We start from the raw sequence: 18853 nt of genomic DNA, 5'->3' as shown, positions 1-18853 counted from the left end.
AACCTGTTTATTTTGAAGATTAAAGAAAAAAATAAAAATTTGGAACGAAGCCCAATTTGCGTAGGGTCTTACTCAATTGACACCCTTCTGGGTGCGTTTTGGATGTATGATTGGAAGGATTTTTAATTTTAAATTTTCAAATTCTTGATCTGTGTGGGATGATCTCATACTTCATCTCTAAGGACCTTAATTAATCTCAGACAAAATCTCCTCTTCTTGCACCTTATCACAGACTGAACGCGACAGATTCTCCATTGACTGTATAGTTTTCCTAATGACATTTGTAAGCGTTGAAATAGGAACATTTTGACCAGTATAACTAGTCTTATAGAGCTTGTTGATCGTTTTCTTGTAAAAATTACTCAAGTCAAGTTGCTGTTCTGTAATCGGTTTTTGAGCAATATCCGAATCAATGTATCCCCTGAGTTCTTCAATTTTTTCGACAACCAGTTGTTGCAAATCACTCAAAATCTCAAGTGCTACCTTATCCTCACTGCTATGGATAGAAAGGATATTTAAGTGCACATCCTTAATCTCTTTGGCTGCATATATAAGTTCACGAAGTTTGTGCATGTACAAACTCAGCAACTTAGATTCAGGTTCCGTTAGATTATACTCTTGAAGCCTGTAATAAAATTCACTGATCTCATCTTCAATTTTCTTCAAAAAGGCGTATTTCTCCAATTCTCCGGCTGAGACACTCAGAAATGAATCAATAAATCGCTCGGTTTTTGGCTTCCCAAAATCTATTTTCATACACTCAACGATGAAGCTTTCGGTAAGGTAAAATAACCTTGAAAGTTCCTTTTTCATAGCTTGAAGTGCTAGATCAGGAACCTCAACCATGGCGAATTGAATAAATTCAGTATGAGGTACATCCCTAGTGTCCAAAAATCTTTTTTGCATAAACTGGCCAATAAAGCCAATGAAGGGGAAAAAAAGTATAATTCCACCCAAATTCAAGAGGGTGTTGAGTAAAACCAATTCCATCAAAGGCTCAGTAATATGAAGTCTATTCAATACAAAATCAATCGATTCCTTAAGGAATATAAAAGCAATTGTACCACTCACTACATTAAAGAATACATTAACAGTGGCTAACCTCTTTTTGTCAGCAGGACCTTTGAGTGAAGCTAGAATCAAGGTGGAAGTAGTTCCGATATTTGCGCCAATTATCATCGACATAGCCTGATAAATATCTATCATCCCCGAGTATAACACGCTCAGGACAATTACAATCATCGCAGAACTGGATTGAATAAGTGCCGTAATAACGATGCCTATTACTAAGAAAACCCAAAGGCCAAAACCAACAAATTCTGATAAATTTATTTGTGTTGAGAGGTCTTCAATGGATTCTTTAAGGTAATCCAAACCCAAAAAAAGTAATCCAAAACCAATTAGAAAACTACCGATGTTTTTCAGGTTTTTGCGCCTGTCCAACATCACATAAGTGAATGTACCTATTGCTAAAAAAGGAAATGACAAATTGGAAATATCTACCTTGAATCCTAAAGTAGCCACAATCCAAGCGGTAACAGTAGTACCCAAATTTGCTCCTAATACGATTCCGATAGCACTGGTAAGAGGCATCATTCCCGCTCCCAAAAAAGCAACTACCAAGAGCGTCACCAAAGAACTACTTTGCACCACGGCGGTAACCGATGCTCCTGTGAGTACTCCTTTCCATGGTTTGTTGGTGACCTTCTCCAATAAATTTCGAAACGACTTTCCGGCCAACCCATTTAGGCCTTTTTCTAAATGATACATTCCAAAAAGAAAAAGCCCCAAACCGGCCATGAATAGCCAAAAATTAAAATTAATTGCTCCTGTCATACTAAATGAAAGTAGTACAAAATCAATGAAAACTATTGAATCAGACTTGTTTTTCCTCAAAAGTGGAAAATAACTACATCATGGGTGATGGCCTAATCGAGAGTAGAAATTAATGGATTTCAAAATCTAGACAATGATCAAGGTTAAACCTATCAAAAAAATCTGCGCATATCAGCAACTTTTTTCTGCGGTGATCGGCGGGAACCTTTAAAACTCCTAACAAAAAAAACCGGGATAAAACCCCGGTTCCAATATTTTTACTACAACTTCTTCTGCCAATTCCAGCTGTCTCGCATCGAATCTTCCAGAGAATACTTTGCCTCCCAACCGAGTACTTTGTTGATTTTGGTGGTATCTGCCCAAGTTTTCACTACATCGCCAGGCCTTCTAGGTCCGATGTGATAGTTGAGCTTTACTCCACTTACTTTTTCGAAAGCATGAATTACTTCCAAAACTGTATTCCCATTTCCTGTGCCCACATTGAACACATCATAGAAATTGTTTTCCTGATCATTTAGAAAGGCTAAAGCCTTCACATGTGCATCTGCCAAATCCACCACATGGATGTAATCCCTCACACAGCTTCCGTCCGAAGTATCGTAATCATCTCCGAAAACAGTTAATTTTTCGCGGATTCCAGATGCAACTTGCGTGATGTAAGGAACAAGATTATTTGGAGTACCAAGTGGCAGTTCACCGATTTTTGCGCTTGGATGGGCTCCGACAGGATTGAAATAACGAAGAGAAATAACCCGTATTCCCGCTCTGCTTTTAACTAAGTCAATCAAAATATCTTCGCAGATTTTTTTTGTGTTCCCATAGGGACTTTCTGCCTCTTGCCTTGGTGTAGCTTCTGTCACTGGTAGAAATTCGGGCTGCCCATAAACAGTACAAGAAGATGAAAAAACCAGGTCTTTAATTCCTCGCTCCTGCATAAACTGAAGCAAGACCATCAAGGAGCCTACATTATTTTTGTAATATTTCAGGGGTTGCGCAGTACTTTCCCCTACAGCCTTGAAAGCCGCAAAATGAATCACACCTTCAATTTTATGCTTGTCTGCAATGGATTTAAGCAGTGATTTTTTGTTGCAATCCCCTTGGTAAAAGGCAAACCTTTTTCCGGTAATCTCCTCTAGACGGTCTATTACTCGCTCCTCTGAGTTGGATAAATCATCCAAAATAATCGGTTCCATTCCTGCATTCCATAATTCCACAGCTGTATGGGAACCAATATATCCGGCACCACCGGTAATTAAAATTTTCTTCATTTTTGTTTTAAAGTCGTTCTCTCGTAAAACTATTCAATTCCTCCGAATGAACGGAAAAACCTATCGAATCAACGTGAAAGTTCCCCTTTTCTCAGAGATAGTTTCTCTTCCTTCTAACATATAAGTATAACGGAATAGGTAGGAATAGGAATTTGCAGGAGCCTCGATTCCTTTGATCAAGCCATTCCAACCTTCTGACCCAAAATAAATCAAGCCTCCCCATCGGTCCCAAATAGTAATTTGAAAATTGATCGTGCAATTGGATACGGCTTGATAAACTCCATTCCTAGGATTAAACCCTGTTGGCATACGTACTTCAGGTTTTGCTTGATTGACAATCGCAGTTCCGGTCAAAACACAGCCATTTGCATCTGTAATTAGGTATGAGAATTCCCCGTAAGGCAATTCTTCGATTCGACTACCAGTTTTCCCGGAATCCCAAAGTACTTCATAAGGTCCGGTTCCCCCGCTGATCTCCAATTCCAAAACTCCATCCAAACTTCCCTCGCAACCCGGATTTCCAACTCTCGCCAAAACTGAAATATCTTCAGGGCCTTCCATCTTGGCTTCAACTCTAACCGAACAGCCTCGACTGTCCAAAATCCTCAAATTATAAGTCCCAGGGCCCACACCCAAAACTTGCAATTCAATTCCGTTCCATATAGATTCCATTCCAACCACACTAAAAGGCGGATTTCCACCTAGAGGTTTGATCAAAAATTCCCCGTCAGTTTTACCAAAACAAGAATTTGAAAAAACAAATACTGCATCTTCAACTCTCAAGGGATCAGGTTCTGTCAAGGAAATAATCAATTTCTCCACTGCACAACCCGTCTGATCGGAAACTGTCACTTCGTATTCGCCACTAGATAGATTTTCGGCAATTCCGGTTTTCAAACTCGGATTATGAGTCCATTGAAATTCGTATTTTCCTGAGCCTCCGCTTGGATTGAGTCGGATGCTACCATTGTTTTCTCCGGGACAAGCTGGATTTAAAACGACTGGTTCACCAAGTTTGAATTGCGGATAAATGATCACTTCTAAAACCTTGGAAGTCCCAGCACAGGCTCCGTTAATTTTACTGATTTCCTCGAAATAGATAGTTTTTTTCCCTGCATTCAAATCCCAAAGAATTTCAACCTGAGGAGAATTTTGACCGGAAACCAAGCTTCCACCAGTAACAAACCAAGTATAATTTCTTCCGGCTGATTGAAATGGAACTTCGTAAATCAAAACCTCATTTGGCCCACAAAGCCCCGAATTCCCGCGAGGGAATGCTGGTTCGATGGTTTCAGTGATGTTTACATTTAAAATCAATTCTTCACCAGGACAGCCCTGATCAGTGAATGGAATTGCAGTTAGTTTAGCCTTTGGATTGGGTACACCCCATTTGACTTTGACCGAGATAGGAGTCTCTTCCAAGATCGTCCCGCCGCTTATCGTCCACACGACCCTTTCCATATTTGTCGTGTCTTCCAAAGTATAAGTAAACTCATCGATCAAAGGACAAACTGACTCGGGACCAATAAGAATTGGGTTCAAGTCTTTTACCTCCACTTCAAATCGAAAAGTCTCCTCCTTATTACAAAGTCCCTCACCTGTGGAGGCTAAAACGCTGATAATGTATTTCCCCGGAGTTTGATAAGTATGTTTGGCCTCCTGCCCCTCCACCACCGGAGTATTATCACCAAAAGACCAGGTGAATTCCTTGTATTCCTGATTTTCAGGGAAAATTTTCCAAGTCCCTTCCTGATTTAGGCAGGCGACTTTATCTCCGATCACTTCAAAGGAATACTTGGTTTCGGTTTCATATTGTACACTCTCCGTGCCTGTTCCCACCACAAAACCATAGGATTCGACTTGACCTGAACCATAAGCGTAGGCGATAAAGCCATCAGGATTTATGAGTCTATTTACACCTTCCGGAATTTGAATTTGTGCATATTCGAAGTTACTTCCAGAAACAGCTTTAAACTGTGCACCGATATTCTGCCCATTCAGAATTGTCTTTCTCGCCGATCCTTTTGTGACAATGATATTCAAAAAGTGATCAACCGTCAGGTTAAATCTCCCAAAAAGAATTCCCGTTGAAAACTGGATTTCATCGATCATTTGCTCATTTGGTGAATAAGAGAAAAAGTTGGGATCACCCAAGGAGGCGGTAAAAAACTCATTGCAAAAACCGCTTTTGGAAATAACAGCGACCGAACTTGGTTTGGATGTTTCGATGTTTGCCACATCATTTTTTCCAAATTCAAATCGAATAAATTTCCCCGCATTTAGCCTCGTCTCCAACTTCCCATTCACAAAGACATCCGTGCCGTTCTCCAAAGCCAAGACTTTGACAAATTCTCCTGAGGTTCGGTCCTTCTGCGGAACGTGTATGAAGGATTTGCCCCAAGTTTTGGTCGGGTACGCTTGTTGAAAATAGTGGTCCCCTGTGGTACCGCATACACCGGAACTTGACATTCGATTTCCTGCATAGACAGCCACATTCTTACAGTTGGTATTATTGTCATTCAGTACTCTCACGATTGTTCCGGACAAATCACCATTTGATTTGATTTGATAAGATTCTCCTGCATTGAGTTTGATTTTTAGGGAATAATTGGCCGGTATTCCTGTAGAAGTTTGGACAGATGGCAATATTTCCACTTCCGTATTATTTTCAGTTCCTACTACGATCATCGAGCTCTCCATTGTGGTGTGGTTTAAAGGGGAATTAATCACATTAGCTCGCTCGTGATGGGCCATCACCATGTATTCCAAACCGAGGGATTCTACAGGCAAAACCACCGTGGACCCTGTGCTATAAGCTCTCCCATTTAAGGCATGAACTGCAATATTTCCTGTGGAGATTACGTGAAGGAATCTTGGGCTGACCTGGCCCGATATAGGATGAATTAATCCTTCACCAATGGCATCAAATTCTTGAATTAATCGCTGCCCTTTTGCCAAATCGAAAGAAAGCGTCTGCTTTGGAGTTTCGATCGTTCCCGAGGATTTTTCATTTGCTGTGATAATCAGGACCGCCTTTTCTGACTGGACATTGACTGTGTCCAAGCTCCTGCCATTTTCCAAAAAACCAATGTAAAATTCTCTTCCGACGGTATTGAGCTGCGCCAATGTAAAAAAACTGTTTCCCAAAATGAAAAACACCAAAAACAAAAGCTTGGTAATTGGCAAATTTTGATTCATATCACTTACCCTCCCAGCCGCTTTCCCTTACCTAATCAGGATAAAAGAGCCTCTCTTTTCTTCTACTTTTCGCACTCCCTCCAAAACGAATGAATACCTCACAAAAAAGCTGTAAGACCCGGTCCCAGCAAATTCCCCATTTACCATTCCATCCCAACCTGTCACTCCGGAGTAAATCAACTGTCCCCAACGATTATAAATCAACAACTCAAAATCTGTCTCACAGTTTGAAACTCCCTCGTACAAACCTGTTCCTTGTCTTGGGTCGAAACCGGTCGGCATTCTAATCTGAGGAGCAGCCTCTTTAACAATTCCTCTTCCGATACTCACACAACCTGCCGCATCCTGAACTTCAAGTTCGTAAGTTCCAGCACTGAGCCCGGCAACAAAATTTCCATTCCCTACCAAATCCGAATCAATCCATCGGTAAATATAGGGTCCGGCACTTCCGGAAGGAAGCACAAAAAGTTCTCCGTTAGCTCCACCCGGGCAGGCAGGCTTTTCCATCCTTACATCCACTGCCAAAGCAACCGGAGAGGTAATTTCAAAACTTACAGGTATGACACACCCATTCGAATCTTTAACCTCCAAATTATAATTCCCCGACGGTAAACCGGCTAGTGAAATCGTGCCGGAAAATGTTTTTAAACCCTCGTATTGAATAGAATATGGCACAACTCCTCCTGTGACATTCAAGGTCAATTCTCCATCCGGCTTACCGAAACAAGAAACACCAATTGGCGACACAGCTAACACTTCAAGGGGTGCCGGTTCAACTACTTCAATGTTTTCAAGGATGCGCTCACATCCCAATTGATCGGTTACTTTTACACTGTAAGTTCCTGCCGATAAATTCAACGCCGTTGGGGAATTGAGTGAAGGATCATGTTGCCACACGAATTTATAGGGGGTATTACCTCCCTGAATATTTAAAGAAATGCTTCCGGAGTTCAAACCTGCACATCCTATGGCATCAATTCCACTTACGTCTGCCAAAAATTCCCCTGCAACTTGAATTTGAATTGGTGCTGCCTTTCCCTCACACTGATTATCGACTAGGCTGTAAGCAGTGTACTCTACTATTCCGGTGATTCCCGGCTGATCCCAACTGACTTCAATCTTCGATTCTCCTTGACCGGAAATAATTTGACCACCTGTCACCACCCAATCGTATCCCCTGCCTGTAATTGCATTGGGTGCAGAATAAATATGGGGAATCAGAGGATCAAAGCAGACCTGAAGTTCACCTACAGCTGAGATTACCTCTATTCTCTGATTAATTACCACGGGCAATTCAATCGGCGGGCCAGGACAACCATTCTGTGAATAGGGTATCAATCTAAGCTTGGCTTCCGTATTGGCCGGTCCCCAATTAACAAGAACAGAATCCCCATAATCTGCCACAATCAATCCTCCATCTACTTCAAACGCTCCTTTTGTCACATTAAATAGATCCTTCATTCGATACATTACCTGTTCCACTTCAGGGCACACTGAAGTTTCTCCCAACAACTCTCCCTTGGTTTCGAAAACTTCTACTTCAAAGGTCACTTCCTCCTGTTCATCGCAGGAATTTGGACTTAAGGCCGCAGATACTTTAATTTCATAATTACCGGGTTTAGTATAAATATGTCCAACTTCCTTCCCGACTTGGGGGTCAGTACCATCACCAAAATTCCAAACAAAGTACATAAAGTCAGGATTCTCAGAATTAATTTCCCATAGTCCCTCCTGATTGAGACAAGCGACTTTTTCACCTTCCACCTCAAAATCATATCCCGAATCTGCTGCGAAATTGAGATTATCCAATGCCGCACCTGCAGCGTAGCCATAGGACTCCAAATTACCAAAACCATAAACGTAGGCTGCGAACCCTTGAGCATTACGTAATTGATGAACCCCTTTTGAAATATTGACTCTGGCATAATGAAAATTTGGGTCGGCCAAAAGCAAATTAAACTGCCCTCCAATATTCACCCCATCCAAAAATGTAGCATCCTGAGTACCGGTTTTGACTACAATATTCACATAATGAGCTGTGATGGATGGTAGATTTATAGCATTAAATGTCAATCCTCTCAGAAACTGCTCACTGGGGCTATAAGTGATCATAAATGGATCTCCATTCGTTGCTCCAGGTGCCGTGGGTTGATTGCAGGCCATACTTTTGGAAAAAACAGAAACCGAAGAAGGTTTAGATGTATCAATTTTTCCGGATTCGTTGATTCCAAATTCCAGAGTCAAAAATTCTGCTCGATTTATCGTTCCTTGGAGAGTTCCGTTAACTCTCACTTCGGTATTATCCTCAGAAGCGAGCACCTTCACCAATTCTCCAGAGGTCCTCCCGGAAAGTGCAACGTGAACAAAACTTGAACCCCATGTATTGACGGGGTAAGTCTGCTGGAAAAGGACGTCATTTGCTTGTCCGCAATTTCCTACCGAAGTCCATTTATTTCCACCGAAAACTGCTATTTTCTTGCATTCATCAGCATTGTCGCCAATGACCCGCACTCTCGAACCAGTCAAATCAGCCCTTGCTTTGATCTGATAACTTTGTCCTCTGTTAAGTGTGATAGTTGAGGGTGTTCCTGCTTGATTTCCACTTATGGAATTTACACTGGTGGTAATTTCGATCTCTGTATTATCTTCGGTGGCTACCACCAGAAGTGTGCTCTCGTTATTTGTATTGGCATCATAATTCACGTTGACTGTGAGTGTCTCAAAATGAGAAGTCACATAATAATCCCTGCCCAAGGCCCCAATCGGCAAGACAACTGTCCCATCAGCACTTCGAAATCGCTCGTTAAATGCGTGCACTGCAATTTTTCCGGAGGAGGTAATATGGATTCCTTTATTTTCAATCGCACCCGAACTTCGATGAAGTAAATCCAAATCCTGAGAGGGAACTCTGAGTGTAAATTGTTGACCTGCCGTAAGTATGAAGGGCGTAGAAACTCCCTGATATTCTATAGCCCCTGTAGAATTTTCATTGGCTGTGATCTCTATTACTGCAAAATCCGGTGCTCCTGCATTATTGCCAGAGCTACCGATCCGATTGTTTTCCATGAAACCCACCCAGAACTCCTTCCCGACAGTAGAAAGCTGACCAAACGCTGAATTCCCAGTGCTCAACAGCAACAAAACAAAAACCAACCGCGCAAACATTAATCTCATAAAACTATAAGTGGGGCATTAAGAACTTTGAATATAATCAAAGCAAAAATATTCTATCATAAAATTTGACAAATGCCAAAATTGACTCAATATGCCAAGGGAACTGCTAAGCCTGAAAAAATTAATTTCCCTATCTTTGTGCCTCTAAAAAGCAGAAAATTCATGATTTCAGTAGATAATTTATCCCTCAAGTTTGGTAAGCGAACCCTCTTCGATGAGGTCAGCCTTAAATTCACCACCGGCAATTGCTATGGGGTGATCGGCGCAAACGGCGCGGGAAAATCCACCTTTTTGAAAATCCTTTCCGGCGAAATCGACTCGACTTCCGGTTCGGTAAATATAACTCCAGGCCAGCGAATGGCTGTTTTGAGCCAAAACCACTTTGCTTTTGACGAAGTCGAAGTCCTGAAGACCGTGCTGATGGGTCACAAGAAACTTTATTCCATCATGTCCGAAAAGGACGCGCTATATCTAAAGGAGGATTTCTCCGAAGCGGATGGCTTGCGTGCTTCCGAACTCGAGTCCGAATTTGCTGAGATGGACGGTTGGAATGCAGAATCAGATGCGGCCTCCCTGCTTTCCGGTTTGGGAATCTCTGAAGATCTTCACTATCTGCCGATGAATCAATTGGCCGGTAACCAAAAAGTACGGGTTTTATTAGCGCAGGCGCTTTTTGGCAATCCTGATATCCTAATTCTCGATGAACCTACCAACGACTTGGATTCCGACACCATCGAGTGGTTGGAAAACTTTCTTTTGGACTTCAAAAACATCGTAATCGTAGTTTCTCACGATAGACACTTTCTGGATACGGTCTCTACTCACGTGGTGGATATCGATTTTAGCAAAATCAAAATCTACTCCGGTAACTATACCTTCTGGTACGAATCTTCTCAACTCGCGCTCAAGCAACGATCTGATTCCAACAAGAAAGCAGAAGATAAGCGAAAGGAATTGCAGTCCTTCATTGATCGATTCTCTGCCAACGTGGCAAAATCCAAGCAGGCAACTGCCCGAAAGAAAATGATCGAGAAGCTCAATATCGATGATATCGAGCCTTCTTCCAGGAAATATCCCGGTATCATCTTCAAGCCTGAAAGAGAAGCGGGTGATCAGATCTTTATGACTGAGAACCTGGAGTTGAAAGCAGACGGGGTTACTTACTTCACAGATGTGAACCTCATGGTGGACAAGGGCGACAAAATCGCTTTCATCTCCAAAACCAAGCAGGCGGTCAATAAATTCTTCCAAACGATCATGGAGGAAATCCCATCAACCAAAGGTTCTATGAGATGGGGCGTGACCATCAACAAAGCGTATTTGCCAAACGACAACGCCAAATACTTCGAAACTGATTTGAATTTGATTGATTGGTTGAGACAATATTCGACCAATCAAGAAGAAGCTTATGTGCGGACTTTCCTTGGTCGGATGCTTTTCACAGGAGAAGAATCTTTCAAAAAATGTACAGTCCTTTCCGGAGGAGAAAAGGTTCGCTGCATGGTTTCCCGTATGATGCTCCAGAATCCAAACCTCCTCGTGATGGACGAACCAACCAATCACCTCGACTTGGAATCAATCACTGCTTTCAACAACGCAATCGTCGAATTCAACGGAACGGTGCTGATGAGTTCGTATGACCACGCTTTCGTGCAGTCTTCCGCCAACAGAATAGTAGAGTTCACTCCAAATGGAACCATAGACCGCAGAATGCCTTATGATGATTACCTCGCAAGCGAAGAAATCAAAGGAATCCGAGAAAAAATGTATGGCAAAAGCTAACTCTTAAGTCATTGCTCCTCACTGCAATCATCATCTACTTGGCAATTACGGTTGCTGTAGGAGCTTGGGCTTCCAAGTTGGTCAAGAATTCCAATGACTTTGTTTTGGCAGGGCGATCCCTGCCACTTTTTCTTTCTGCCTCTGCCCTTTTTGCTACTTGGTTTGGTTCGGAGACTATCTTTGGAGCTTCGTCTGTTTTTCTGGAAGAAGGCCTTCAGGGCGTGATGGAAGATCCTTTTGGAGGAGCGCTCTGTCTGATTTTGTTCGGCATGTTTTACTTACGACCGATGTATCGGATGGGTGTGTTGACCATTGGAGATGTTTTCAAGCGAGCATTTGGAAAGCGTGTAGAGTTTTTTGCCACTGTATTTATGGTCCCGGTGTATTTTGGCTTTGTTGCTGCACAGTTGGTGGCCTTGAGTTTGATTTTTGGAACAGTCACGGATTTGAGTTTAACTCAGGGAATCATCCTTTCTGCCGGAATAGTGGTGATTTATACCTTTCTCGGAGGAATGTGGGCCATTTCCATCACAGATTTTATACAGACAACTATGATCGTGGTTGGGCTCATTTGGGTGACCATCATGATTAGTAGAGAAGCTGGAGGAGTGAATGAAATTCTCTCAAAATCACCAGAAGGAAGCTTTCAGTTTTTCCCAGACGCTGGTTTTACTTCTTGGGTGAATTATCTCGGCGCTTGGATTATTATTGGTCTTGGCAGCATTCCAAGTCAGGACATTTATCAACGGGTGATGTCCGCCAAATCCGAAAAAGTCGCGGTTCAGTCCGCCTATCTCGCAGGAGGATTTTATTTGACATTTGGGCTTTTGCCTTTGTTTATTGCGCTTGGCGCGAAAGTCCTTTATCCCGAACTCTACCTTGAAAACAAGCAAATGCTCCTGCCTTCGATGGTTTTGGCGCATGGAGGATTACCGGTGCAGATTATTTTCTTTGGAGCCTTGATTTCTGCAATCATGAGCACGGCAAGTTCCGGTTTGCTAGCGCCTGCAGCTTTGATTTCTGAAAACCTGATTCGGCCCATTTTCAAAGAGAAACTCAAGGAGTTCCACTTTCTCTGGATTTTGAGGTTTAGCGTGGTGTTTGTTGCCCTTATTGCGACTTACATGGCTTCACGTGATTCCAATATTTATGAGCTTGTAGCCGGAGCTTCGATTCTGCTATTGGTATCCTTATTTGCGCCATTGACTGCTGGACTTTATTGGAAAAAAGCTTCCAAAGCTGGGGCAATCCTTTCCATGTTTATCGGGATGAGTGTGTATTTGATTTGTGATAATCTGGAATTAGAAATCGCCTCACATATTTTTGGCCTTTTAGCAAGTATCTTTGCCATGATCGTGGGAAGTCACCTTTTCCCAAACAAGCTCGAAGAATCTTATGAGTTATCCTAAAATTATCCTCCAAAGAGGGAAAGAGTTTTCATTACAGCGTCGCCACCATTGGGTGTTTTCCGGAGCCATTGCCAAAGCAGACCCAGGATTGGAAAGCGGAGATTTGGTGACGGTGTTTTCTGCGAAAGAGGAATTCCTTGGCATCGGTCATTTCTCACAGGGATCCATTATGGTTCGGATTATTTCCTTTGAGGAAAGAGCAATTGACCAAGACTTCTGGAATGAAAAAATTGCTTCAGCTTATGAATTAAGAAAAAATCTTGGATTAGTTGATAATCAACAAACTAACGTATTCAGATTAGTTCATGGAGAAGGGGATTTACTTCCGGGATTGATCATTGATTATTATAATGGAACAGCGGTAATTCAGGCGCATCATATCGGTATGCACAAACATATCGCTGGGATTTCGGCTGCTCTTCAGGTGGTTTTTGGAGAAAAGTTGAAAGGCGTTTACGACAAAAGCGCGGAGACACTTCCAAAAAATCTCGGCATCGAATCCAATGATTGGGTTTGGGGAAAAGCTGAAACCGACCTCGTTCAGGAATATGGAGCGACCTATCGCATTGATTGGGAAAAAGGTCAAAAAACGGGCTTTTTCATCGATCAGCGAGAAAATAGAAAATTGGTTTCGACTTATTCCAAAGGAAAAAAGGTCTTGAATACCTTCTGTTATTCCGGTGGTTTTTCAGTTTTGGCTCTGAATGAAGGTGCTTCTGAAGTTCATTCAGTGGACATTTCCAATAAAGCGATTGCACTCACTGAACAGAACTTAGGGTTAAATCCAGGTTTCACTGGAAAGCATGAATCCATTGTGGCTGATGTAGTTAAGTACATTCGGGAGATAGGTGATGATTTTGATTTGATCGTCTTAGATCCACCGGCTTTTGCAAAAAATATCAAAGCCCGACACAATGCAGTTCAGGCTTACAAGAGACTGAATGCGGAAGCGATTCGCAAAATCAAACCTGGAGGAATCATTTTCACCTTCTCCTGCAGTCAGGTGGTTGACAAAAGTTTGTTTGCCCATACAATCGCTGCCGCGGCTATGGAAACCGGGAGAAAAGTGAAAGTCCTACACCAACTCTCCCAGCCCGCTGACCATCCGATCAATATTTTCCATCCGGAAACAGAATACTTGAAGGGCTTGGTGTTGTATATTGAATAGAATATGTGAAGACACTATTCTTCTATCATTCAAATTATTTCTGGAAAATTGGCTGGATGCTTCGACTTCGCTCAGCACGGGAGACCGGAGACAAAAGACTGAAGGAAATCGGTGTCGTGCGCTTCAAAGAATTCATGGGTTTTAAATAAATCATCAATACATTTTCTCATCTCTATAAAGGTTTTTGAACAATTAAGACATGTCCCTAATTTCTTTTGCATTAATTTCACCCAACAAATCATACTAACATGTACACCGGACTTCAACATTTACACTCTGGAATAGCCTATCTCGCATTGCTTGCGCTGATTGTGGTTATTATTTATGCACTGATCGGTTCGCTTTCCGGTAGAGAATTCACCGAAAAGGATCGGAAGATCGCCATGATCGCCTTTATCTTTTCCCATGTTCAGCTTTTAGTGGGTTTGATTCTATATTTCGTCAGTCCTGTTGGATTTTCCCTACTAACAGGTGGTGGGGCGATGTCAGATTCCACAGCAAGACTTACCGCTTTGGAACATCCATTGATTAATATCATCGCAATCATCCTGATTAGCGTCGGATACATCAGATCGAAGAAAATCGCTGCTTCACGTGGCAAATTTCGAAGCATCTATATGATGTATGCGATTGGATTGGTTTTGATCCTGAGTCGAATTCCATGGAATTCTTGGTTGAACTAACCAACACTAAACTTTATGGAATCCGGTTAATCGCCGGATTTTTTTGTGGCTGGGTAATTTTAAGAGTTAGAGTTGGGTGAAAAAGAAAATTTGATAAACTACTTATCCGATGAAAAATAATGATTCCCGAATAGTTCGACCCACTACGGGGTCGGGACCAACAATCAATTTTTTTATTCCATGGGTTCCACCCGTGGCTATTGAGAAGTTAGACCCCTATTGGGGTCGGAAATAAAACTATCAACAATTGGAAATTATGACCAAGAAGTGGTCAGTTTGACCCCTCTCGGAGTTATATTTTGAAAGAATAGATATGTGACCACGAAGTGGTCGAACTTCTGAATAGCCCTAGGTGCAACCTAGGGAAATTAAATTTGGGGATCAAAAGAGCCAACCCCGAAAGGGGTTGAACAATTTCACAGTAGTTATGAATATGTTTCATTAATGAATTTCTAAAAAACAACTATATACACTAATTATACTTTTTTCAAAAATTCTATTCAATCAAATCCCGACACCCAGCACCCAACTTCCTTTTTCCACCACTCAACACTTTCTGCAACTTTGTTTCATAAACTCTGGTTTAATTCTTTTGAAGCAATTACTTTTGCAACCGTGTTACACTATCGACCCATCCTCTCACTAATCGCCTTTTTGATTTTTGGCATTGAAACCAATGCCCAGAAATGCGAATTAATCATAAGAGGAAAGATCCTACACAAAGAAAACGACAACGCGATTGAAGCAGCTTATATCTGGATCTTGGAAACTCGAACTGGAGCTGTTTCAGACCAAAGGGGGAATTTTGTGATTCGGGACCTCTGCCCGGGAACTTACACTATTAACGTCCAATACCTCGGACACAAAGAAATCCGACAAACAATCAATCTTACGAGTAACACCACTGCTCAGACCTTCCGAATGGAAGAGGAATCGTTTGAATTGGGTGGTGTGGAAGTTCACGGACATCAGGAGGCGATACAAACTACCACCGCTGTCACTTCCTTATATGGTGAAGCATTGCTTCAGTCGAGGGGTGAAAGTCTGGGCGAAAGTTTAAAACGTGTGGCCGGTGTTACCACTTTTTCTACTGGCAATACTATTTCGAAACCTGTCATTCACGGAATGCACAGCAACAGGATAATGATATTGAACAATGGAATCCGTCTGGAAGGACAGCAATGGGGTGCCGAACATGCTCCTGAAATTGATCCCTTTCTCGCAGATGAAATTACCGTAATCAAAGGTGCGGAGACTGTTCGATTCGGGCCTGAAGCCATGGGTGGAGTAATTCTGGTTAATCCCCCATCTCTTCCTACCTCAAAAAAACATTTGACAGAAATCCATCTTCTGGGTGCAAGTAATGGTGGAATGGGAAATATTGCAGCTTCTCATCAGGGTGGTTCAGAGAAAATCAAGGGACTAGGCTATCGAGTTCAAGGTTCGACGAAAAGAGCAGGAAATGTCAAATCACCTGACTATTACCAAGCGAACACAGGCATGTCTGAGTTCAATTTCTCGGGAGCGGTAGGTTATAGCTCCAAAAAACTGGGTGTGGAGGCCTATTATAGCTTTTTCAATACAGAATTGGGAATCTTAAGAGATGCTCATACCGGAAATCTTTCCGACCTGCAAGAGATCATTTCAAATGGTAGACCTTTTACCGATGCTGATTTCAGCTATGAAATCAACAACCCAAAGCAGGTTGTCGTCCACCATCTTGCCAAAATCAAATCACACTATCACCTCAATTCGGATTGGAAACTTAATTTTCAGTATGGTTTCCAGCTAAACGAGCGACAGGAATTTGACCGTCGCAGGGGTGAATTGAATGCTCGACCAAGTTTGGATTTAGAGCTTTTCACCAATACTGTAGACCTTTTTCTAGATCATAATCTGAAATCCAACTGGAGTGGATCTTTTGGTATAAATGTCATCCAGCAAGCGAACAGCAATGTCCCTGGGACTGGAGTTACTCCACTAATTCCGAATTATGACATGTTCAACGGGGGGATTTATGCCATCGAAAAATACCTGAAAGGCCCACTTGAATTGGAAGGTGGCTTACGATACGATTTCAGAACCGTAAGTGCAGCGAGATTTGTAGGTGGAGAACTGCAGGAGGCAGAACTTGACTACCAAAACTTCTCCGCATTTATTGGTGGATTATACCATTTGAGTCCAAAATTTGCCTTTACAAGTAATCTGGGCACAGCTTGGAGACCGCCAAACATCAATGAGCTATTCAGTCAGGGTCTTCACCATGGCGCTGCTGCTGTAGAAATCGGTGATCCTAACATGGTTTCTGAAAACTCACTCAAATGGGTCAATGGACTGGAATATGAAACAGAAAAAGCATTGGTTGAAATCACGGCTTATGCTAATCAAATCCAGAACTACATCTATTTAAGTCCGACCGGAGAAACTGTTGTCTCGCTTCGCGGCACGTTTAATGTCTATGAATACCTTCAGGCAGATGCCTTCTTCTACGGCCTTGATATTTCAGGAAGCTATTCCTTCTCAGATCGAATAAATGGATACTTGAAGGGCTCTATAATTCGTGCTAAAAATACGGATGAAGGGAATTATTTCCCATTCATTCCATCTGATCGAATGGATTGGGGATTTTCTTTCGCTTTCGGCAAAAATTCAAATCCAAGTTCCGACCGCATTACACTTAGTAATGTTTTGGTAGCACAACAAAATAGAGAGCCCGACTTTGATTTGGCTCCTGCTCCCCCTGCTTATGCTCTTATCAATCTTGGATACCAAAAGAAGATTCAGCTTGCTAAAAATCAATTCAATATTGGATTTCAAATCAACAACCTTTTCAATACCGAATACAAAGAATACATGAACCGATTCCGCTACTTCACAGCGGACATGGGACGGAATATTTTATTAAAACTAAATTACCAATTCTAATAAACAAACTAATCTATTACTAAACAATTTAAATTATGAAAGATTTAAGAAAACTGCCTGTTTACCTTTTTGTTGCCCTTGCTATGGGATTTGCTTCATGCGAAAGTAATGATCCTGAAGAAGAGAACGACGGCGAGGTAATCACTGATGTCACACTTAAATTTCAGGAATTAAATGCAAGTGGAGTTACAGTAGGTTCCGTGATTTCATTCAAAGCAAGTGATCCGCAAGGAATCGAAGTAGGATCTTCACCTACTATTCAGACTGTCACGTTGACTAAAGGAAAAACCTATAGAATGTCTATCGAACTTTTCAATAGTATTGAAAATGAGGATATCACTAAAGAAATTCTTGAAGAGGCTGATGAGCATCAGTTTTTTTTCCTTGGAACTGTCGTGACTGGAAACATCTTAGCAATAACCTATGACGATCCAAGCGGAGAACGAATCGGACTAAGAACCAAGGTAGTCGTTTCTTCTTCCCCAGGAACAAACAATGCCCAATTACGCGTAATCCTAAGACACGATTTGGATAAAAGCTTCCCAGGCGCCACAAACCCTAATTTTGCAAACTTTGTACAAGCAGGTGGAGAGACAGATCTTGACATCACTTTTCCAGTTGTACTCAATTAATATAAACAACTCAAAAATAAAAGGCAGCTTGATTAGGCTGCCTTTTTTTTGATTCGAAGAAAAAAAAATATGGATATAGGGAATTATGCCAGTAGACAAATTTTATTTTGCTTCACCTCGACTTCGCTCGGTGACCGATTGTTTTTGTTTCATAGGCGGGGGAGAAAAGTCGAGGTCATTTTAACCTAATGGCAATGAAGCGGATAATCAGATTTCAAATTTATGATAAGCCCTGTGATTTACCTTTACTGAATTCTTTTAAAGCTTTAAAGTCTCGATTTATAAGTGCCTCCTTTTTAACTCTCGACCAATTCTGAACCTGTTTTTCTCGTTAAAATGCTTCTTCAATTCTATCAAAATTTTCAAAATACACTATCTTCACTGGAAGATGTTTTCTGGTGAAATTTGCACCCTCACCTAACTGGTGTTGTGCAAGTCTTTTTTTCAAATTTTTGGTGCTTCCTACGTAGTATAAACCATTGCCACATTGAAGAATATACATAACTGCTTCCATAATTTAAAAATAGAGGTTCTGAAGATTTCAAATACCTAACCTAATTGACATTAGGCCTCGACTCCGCTCGGCCACCGAGGTTTTGTATATTTGGCCGGGAGGGGGGGGGGGGGGGGGGGGGGGGCCCGCCCCCCCCCCCCCCCCCCCCGCTCGCGGGACGCAAAACCGCGCCCCGTTCAGTCCGCCGGATGCCAGCCGCCGCTGCGCGGCTCGTCATCCTCGTCCAGATCGTCAGGCTCTTCCGCGGTGCCGGTAAAGGCCTCG

12 protein-coding genes are annotated in these 18853 nt (G+C 42.0%); 7 read left to right on the top strand and 5 right to left on the bottom strand.

Features of this window, described 5'->3' with window-relative positions; genetic code table 11:
- Positions 1-186 precede the first annotated feature (186 nt).
- The 4 genes from ACK4HU_RS18585 to ACK4HU_RS18570 all read right to left on the bottom strand — a co-directional run bounded on the left by ACK4HU_RS18585 (position 187) and on the right by ACK4HU_RS18570 (position 9476).
- Positions 187-1836 (bottom strand): Na/Pi cotransporter family protein, encoded by a 1650-nt coding sequence (locus tag ACK4HU_RS18585; RefSeq protein ID WP_409809222.1) that lies wholly within the window; start codon positions 1834-1836, stop codon positions 187-189.
- A 260-nt stretch (positions 1837-2096) separates the two neighbouring features.
- Positions 2097-3104: a UDP-glucose 4-epimerase GalE gene (galE, locus tag ACK4HU_RS18580; RefSeq protein ID WP_409809221.1), complete on the bottom strand. Its 1008-nt coding sequence runs from the start codon at positions 3102-3104 to the stop codon at positions 2097-2099.
- Positions 3105-3164: 60 nt separating this feature from the next.
- On the bottom strand, positions 3165-6290 hold the full coding sequence (locus ACK4HU_RS18575; protein ID WP_409809220.1) for a PKD domain-containing protein: 3126 nt from the start codon (positions 6288-6290) through the stop codon (positions 3165-3167).
- 39 nt (positions 6291-6329) lie between these two features.
- Complete coding sequence (locus ACK4HU_RS18570; RefSeq protein WP_409809219.1) at positions 6330-9476, bottom strand: PKD domain-containing protein; 3147 nt, start codon at positions 9474-9476, stop codon at positions 6330-6332.
- A gap of 162 nt (positions 9477-9638) precedes the next feature.
- Here ACK4HU_RS18570 and ACK4HU_RS18565 point away from each other — a divergent pair, with 162 nt between their 5' ends.
- From ACK4HU_RS18565 to ACK4HU_RS18535, 7 genes are all read left to right on the top strand, one after another.
- Positions 9639-11258 (top strand): ABC-F family ATP-binding cassette domain-containing protein, encoded by a 1620-nt coding sequence (locus ACK4HU_RS18565; protein ID WP_409809262.1) that lies wholly within the window; start codon positions 9639-9641, stop codon positions 11256-11258.
- An 11-nt stretch (positions 11259-11269) separates the two neighbouring features.
- Positions 11270-12667 (top strand): sodium:solute symporter family protein, encoded by a 1398-nt coding sequence (locus tag ACK4HU_RS18560; protein WP_409809218.1) that lies wholly within the window; start codon positions 11270-11272, stop codon positions 12665-12667.
- Complete coding sequence (locus ACK4HU_RS18555; protein ID WP_409809217.1) at positions 12654-13835, top strand: class I SAM-dependent rRNA methyltransferase; 1182 nt, start codon at positions 12654-12656, stop codon at positions 13833-13835. Before ACK4HU_RS18560 ends, ACK4HU_RS18555 begins: the two co-directional genes overlap by 14 nt.
- 5 nt (positions 13836-13840) lie before the next feature.
- Positions 13841-13984: a hypothetical protein gene (locus ACK4HU_RS18550; protein WP_409809216.1), complete on the top strand. Its 144-nt coding sequence runs from the start codon at positions 13841-13843 to the stop codon at positions 13982-13984.
- Positions 13985-14083: 99 nt separating this feature from the next.
- On the top strand, positions 14084-14518 hold the full coding sequence (locus ACK4HU_RS18545) for a hypothetical protein (protein ID WP_409809215.1): 435 nt from the start codon (positions 14084-14086) through the stop codon (positions 14516-14518).
- Between the two features lie 564 nt (positions 14519-15082).
- A complete protein-coding gene (locus tag ACK4HU_RS18540) occupies positions 15083-17443 on the top strand; it encodes a TonB-dependent receptor (protein ID WP_409809214.1) in 2361 nt (786 codons plus the stop codon).
- A gap of 35 nt (positions 17444-17478) precedes the next feature.
- Complete coding sequence (locus tag ACK4HU_RS18535) at positions 17479-18075, top strand: hypothetical protein (RefSeq protein ID WP_409809213.1); 597 nt, start codon at positions 17479-17481, stop codon at positions 18073-18075.
- Between the two features lie 331 nt (positions 18076-18406).
- Here the strand turns inward: ACK4HU_RS18535 and ACK4HU_RS18530 are convergent, their stop codons facing one another.
- Positions 18407-18589: a GIY-YIG nuclease family protein gene (locus tag ACK4HU_RS18530; RefSeq protein ID WP_409809212.1), complete on the bottom strand. Its 183-nt coding sequence runs from the start codon at positions 18587-18589 to the stop codon at positions 18407-18409.
- Between the last annotated feature and the right edge of the window lie 264 nt (positions 18590-18853).

The organism is Algoriphagus sp., assembly GCF_046296635.1.
Taxonomy (GTDB): domain Bacteria; phylum Bacteroidota; class Bacteroidia; order Cytophagales; family Cyclobacteriaceae; genus Algoriphagus.
The sequence above is the reverse complement of the archived record's forward strand: the minus strand, read 5'-3'. Positions and strand labels throughout refer to the sequence as shown.